4 protein-coding genes are annotated in these 4,222 nt (G+C 67.4%); 1 reads left to right on the top strand and 3 read right to left on the bottom strand.

Annotated features, from left to right (window positions below; translation table 11 throughout):
* On the top strand, positions 1–1,113 hold a 1,113-nt coding region (locus IV088_RS02500), incomplete at its 5' end, for a CoA-transferase (RefSeq protein WP_291097331.1).
* A 22-nt stretch (positions 1,114–1,135) separates the two neighbouring features.
* Here the strand turns inward: IV088_RS02500 and IV088_RS02495 are convergent.
* The 3 genes from IV088_RS02495 to IV088_RS02485 all read right to left on the bottom strand — a co-directional run bounded on the left by IV088_RS02495 (position 1,136) and on the right by IV088_RS02485 (position 4,046).
* Positions 1,136–2,179, bottom strand: coding sequence for a J domain-containing protein (locus IV088_RS02495; protein ID WP_291097329.1), 1,044 nt, complete (start codon positions 2,177–2,179; stop codon positions 1,136–1,138).
* A gap of 153 nt (positions 2,180–2,332) precedes the next feature.
* Complete coding sequence (locus IV088_RS02490) at positions 2,333–3,052, bottom strand: sulfite exporter TauE/SafE family protein (RefSeq protein WP_291097327.1); 720 nt, start codon at positions 3,050–3,052, stop codon at positions 2,333–2,335.
* Positions 3,053–3,116: 64 nt separating this feature from the next.
* A complete protein-coding gene (locus IV088_RS02485) occupies positions 3,117–4,046 on the bottom strand; it encodes a LysR family transcriptional regulator (protein WP_291097325.1) in 930 nt (309 codons plus the stop codon).
* Positions 4,047–4,222 lie beyond the last annotated feature (176 nt).

Below are 4,222 nucleotides of genomic sequence, written 5' to 3'. Positions count from 1 at the left end.
ATCCAGATCGACGGCCGCGAATGGCTGCGCTACAAGCCCTTCCCCATCCATGTCGCCATCGTGCGCGCCAGCGCGGCCGACGAGGACGGCAACATCAGCTTCGAACACGAGGCCGCCAACCTCGACGCGCAGTCCCTCGCGCTGGCGGCGCGCAACAGCGGCGGCACGGTAATCGTGCAGGTCAAGGAGCGGCTGCCCAAAGGCGCGCTCAAGGCGCGCGAGGTGCGCATCCCCTCGGCCTGGGTCGACGCCATCGTGGTCGACCCCAACCAGCAGACCAGCTACGCCATCCCCTTCGATCCGGCCTTCAGCGGCGAACTCACCGGCGAGGCCCGCGCGGCGAGCGAGGCCGAGGACCACGCACGCGAAGTCGCCGCGTCACAGGAAGCCTTCAGCGAACGCCAGGCCGTGGCGCGCCGTGCGCATGTGGAGCTGTTCAACACCGGCAAGGCGCGCCCGGTCATCAACTACGGCGTGGGCGTGCCCGACGCGGTGGCCAAACTGATCGCCGCGCGCAACGAGCAGCACCGCATTTACCAGACCATCGAACACGGCACCTACGGCGGCACGCTGATGGACGGTGTGCTGTTTGGCTACGCGCGCAACGCCACCGCCATGCTCGACGCCGCGACGCAGTTCGACTTCTACGGTGGCGGCGGGCTGGACGTGGCCTGCCTGGGCTTCGGCGAATTCGACGCAGAAGGCAGTGTCAACGTCTCGCGCCTGGGCGGCGTCACGGTCGGCCCCGGCGGCTTCATCGACATCGCGCAGAACGCGAAGAAGGTGGTGTTCTGCGGCACGCTGGCGGCCAAGGGCGTGAAGCTGCAGACCGGCGACGGCCAGATGCGCGTGCTGCAGCAGGGCGCGGTGAGGAAGCTCGTGAAGCAGGTGGACCAGATCACCTTCAGCGGCCCGCAGGGCATGGTGCGCGGGCAGGAGGTGCTGTACCTCACCGAACGCGGCAGCTTCCGCCTCACGCCCGACGGCATCGAACTGTTCGAGATCGCTCCCGGCATTCATCTGCAGCGCGACATCCTCGACCAGATGGAATTTGCACCGCTGGTGGCGAAAGACCTGAAGGTGATGGACGCCGCGCACTTCACGGCCGCCTGATCGGCGCGCGCGAGGCCGTGGGTCAACGCTGCGAACGCAGCGTTTCAAAGGCCTCGCTCACGCGCTTGAACTCGCGCTCGGCGAGCCGCTGCACCAGCGGCGACACATGGCCCAGGCGGTCGGGGTGGTACTGCTGCAGCAGCGCGCGGCGGGCGCGTTCCACGGCGTCCCAGGGGCTGCCCTCTTCCAGACCCAACACGGCCCAGGGCGTGGCATCGGCAGCACCATCATCCAGGCCTTCGTCGCCCTCGTCACTGTCTTCGGCGTTGCTCTCCGCCTCCGGCGCCTCGATGCGCTGCACCAGGCACACCGTGGCCTGCCAGTGCACCGCGTACTCGGTCTGGCAGGTCGGGCAGCGCACCTCGCCGGGGGCATCCAGCAGGGGAATGCGCAAACGCTTCTGGCAGCACGCACAGCGCAGGATGGGCGGTTGGGGTGCGGCCGCTGGAGACGGCTCGGCAGCGGCCTCGGCGGTCGCGCCCAGCGCGGCCCGCAGACGCTCGGTCTTTGACAAGGGTCGGCAGGCCAGCTCGGCACGCACGGTCTCACACACCGAAGTGTTCCGGCCGTGCTCCTGGTGCAGCACCGCCAGCTCGTCCACGCTCAGGGACTGCAGGGGCCGCGAGCGGTTGGGCGGGGGCAGCAGCACCAGATCGGCCGGCTCGGTGTCGAGCAACAGGCGCACATGCCAGATGTCTTCGCCCGTCAGCGGCATCGACGCCAGCGCCTCGGCCGGGTCCAACAGACCCGCCAGCATCTGAATGGTCATGGGCGGAAGGTCGAGAAACGCGGCGCTGGCCTGGGCCACGTCGTCGTCCAGCGCCTCGATGGGCCGGAACCCGATGCGCAACTGGCTCAGGCTCCAGTAGCTCACGCCCATGGCCGCGGCCAGCTCGCTCAGCGACAGATCCCGCTCCGCTGCGCCCTGCAACAGCGCCGCGATCAGCAAGCCCCCCGGCCGCTTCAGGCCATCGGGGTCGAGCCGGCCGCTCCAGGGCTCGGGCGCGCACTCGACGATCGGTTTAGAGAATGCCGACGCAAAAGCGTGGGCGGTCTTTGGGGGCATGGCATGGGGCCGTCCGGGCAGGACAGCAGAGCAACAACAAAAACGGATCGTACAGGGTAAACCCGCATCACCCCCCGCTCCCGCCGGGCTGTCCACGCAGATGGGGCCATGAACCGTGTGGCGCAGAACCCGCACACTTGGCGACGGCCCGCGCTAGGGCGCGATGGCGCTGGCGATGAGCTTCACGGACACCAGAAACAGGCTCACCTGCACAAACAGAAAAAACCATCGGTCCGACAGACGGCGCGTCAGGAAGGCCCCCACCACCGTGCCCACCAGCGCAAACGGCACCAGGCCGGCGGCCTCCCACATCACCTGCGTGGAGTAGGGGCGCAGCAGCTGATAGGGCAGGATCTTGGCGACGTTGATGACCGCGAACACGATGGTCGCGGTGCCGGCAAAAACCGCTTTGGGCAACTTCTGCGGCAACACGTACATCTGAAACGGTGGCGCTCCCGCGTGGGAGATGAAGCTGGTGAAACCCGCCAGCGATCCCCAGAACCAGCCCCTGAGCGCCGATGGCACCGCGGGTTCGGTCAATGCACCTCGGCGCAACCAGGCGTTGAGGCAGAACGCCAGGCCGAGGCCACCGATCAAGAACGTCACGGCCCGGTCGGACACGACCGAAGCCAGCAGCCAGCCGATCAGCACCCCCAGAATGCCCGCCGGGATCAGCACCCGGAGGTTCGGCGCGCTGAAGTCCTTGCGGTACAGCCACACGGCCACCACGTCCGACAACACGTAGATGGGCAGCAGCATCGTGGCGGCCTTGACCGGCGACATGGCCAGCGAGGTCACCGGCACCGCCAGCATGCCGATGGCCGGCAGCCCACCCTTGGACAGCCCCACCAGAAACGCGGCAACACCAAACATCCAGAAAAGCCACTCTTGACTCACTGGGCAGTTCTCCAAAGGGTAGAAATTGAATGGCGGTCCATCAAGCGTCTGCGGACATCACCCTGGTGGTGTCCATGAACAGCTCGGCGCACACCCCGCGCAACCAGCGGTTGGCCGGATCGTGCTGGAACCGGGCGTGCCAATGTTGCTTGACCACAAAGGTGGGGATCGGCACCGGGCACGGAAGCACCTGGAGCCCCGCCGATCGGGCCAGCGTTTCGCCGATGTGCCTTGGCAGCGTCGCCAGCAGATCGCTCGTGGACAGGATGGCGGACAGGCCCAGGAACCCCGGCAACTTCAGGCTGACCTGTCGCTGAATCTCGCGCTCGGACATGGCTTTTTCGAGCAGCAGCTGGCCTGTCCCGGACACGATGCCCGCATGGGACTCGCGCTTGTACTGGGCCAGCGTGAGGCGCCCCTTGATGCGCGGATGTCTCGCATTGGCCAGGCAGACCCAATCCTGGATGAAGAGCGCCTGCTGGAAAAAACCCGCGTCCAGTCGCGGGATGAGCCCCAGCGCCAGGTCGGCCTCACCCGATTCCAGCGCCTGGGCGATGCCCGGATGGATCGAGGCCGCCTCCAGCTGCACGTGTGGCGCCAACGCCCGCACGTGGGTGAACAGGCGTGGCAGCAAGGTGATGTGGCTCGCGTCCGTCATGAAGATGCGAAACCCGCGCCGGGCCGTGGCGGGCTCAAACGCCGCTTCGGGCGCTGAAAGCCGGCGCAGGCCGTCGAGCACCTCGCGCACGGTGTCCATCAGTGCCTCGGTGCGCGGCGTGGGCTGCATGCCCTGCGGCGTGCGCACAAACAGCGGGTCGCCCAATTGCTCGCGAAGACGGCCCAGCCCGATGCTGATGGTGGGCTGGCTCTGGCCCAGCAGCTCGGCGGTACGGGTGACGCTGCCGGTGCTGTGCAGCGTGTCCAGCAGGCGCAGCAGCTTGATGTCGATCAGCGGGATGTCCAGGCTCATGCGTCGGCGTATGTATTGCGAAATGCAATGAAGTGTATTGAATTCATTCGATAGACGGAATACCAGGAGCAACCCAGAATTCGCCCCATTCCACAGGAGACAGACAGTGAACATCGCGGTTCTGGGCGCAGGCGCCCTGGGTTGTGCCATCGGCGGCACGCTGGCGCAGGCGGGCA

The organism is Hydrogenophaga sp., from assembly GCF_018780075.1.
In the GTDB taxonomy this organism is placed as follows: domain Bacteria; phylum Pseudomonadota; class Gammaproteobacteria; order Burkholderiales; family Burkholderiaceae_C; genus Hydrogenophaga.
This window is presented reverse-complemented; position numbering and strand designations above follow the sequence as displayed.

Bases quoted from the DNA above. Each gene is read 5' to 3' on its own strand.
- IV088_RS02495 (WP_291097329.1), bottom strand. From the start codon at position 2,179: ATGCCCCCAAAGACCGCCCACGCTTTTGCGTCGGCATTCTCTAAACCG.
- IV088_RS02490 (WP_291097327.1), bottom strand. From the start codon at position 3,052: ATGTTTGGTGTTGCCGCGTTTCTGGTGGGGCTGTCCAAGGGTGGGCTG.
- IV088_RS02485 (WP_291097325.1), bottom strand. From the start codon at position 4,046: ATGAGCCTGGACATCCCGCTGATCGACATCAAGCTGCTGCGCCTGCTG.